A 531-nucleotide genomic window follows, 5' to 3' on the forward strand; every position below is an offset into this window, starting at 1 on the left:
AGGCGCCGGTCAGACCGCCGAGTACACCGCCCAGACCGCCACCGGTCGTACCTCCGCTGGTACCCCCGCTGGTACCGCCGTTGACCAGACCACCGACGGCGGCGACGGTACCGCCGACGTTGTTGACCAGTCCACCGACCGCCGTGGTGACCGGGTTGTTGGTCGCGGCAATGGTGGTGCCGATACTGCTGACCGCACCGCCAACCTGGCCGGTGAGGCTTGCGACGGGTGATCCGATACCGGTCGCTGCGCCGACTTGTTGGGTCACGTTGGTCACAGCGCTGGTGACCGGATTCACACTCGTGCCCAAGGTGGCGCCAACCGTGGCCAGAGGTGAGGTTGTCGCGGTGATCGGGGTGCCCGATCCGCCGAGTACGGTGTTGAGCGAAGCGACGGTATTGCCGAGGCCGGTAGCGGTAACGCCGCCGGCGCTGACGACGCCATTGGTATTGCCGGTATTCAGCCCTGCGCCGACGTTGACCACGGCACCGCCGACGGTTTGCAGCAGGCCAGTACCACCGAGGCCGCCAC

At 67.6% G+C, this 531-nt stretch carries 1 protein-coding gene; it reads right to left on the reverse strand.

Going from position 1 to position 531, the window contains the following annotated elements; translation table 11 throughout:
• The coding region (locus BK660_RS31190) for a collagen-like triple helix repeat-containing protein (protein WP_185045297.1) at window positions 1-531 on the reverse strand (531 nt) is incomplete at both ends.

This window comes from Pseudomonas brassicacearum (assembly GCF_003732265.1).
Classification (GTDB): Bacteria; Pseudomonadota; Gammaproteobacteria; order Pseudomonadales; family Pseudomonadaceae; genus Aquipseudomonas; species Aquipseudomonas brassicacearum_D.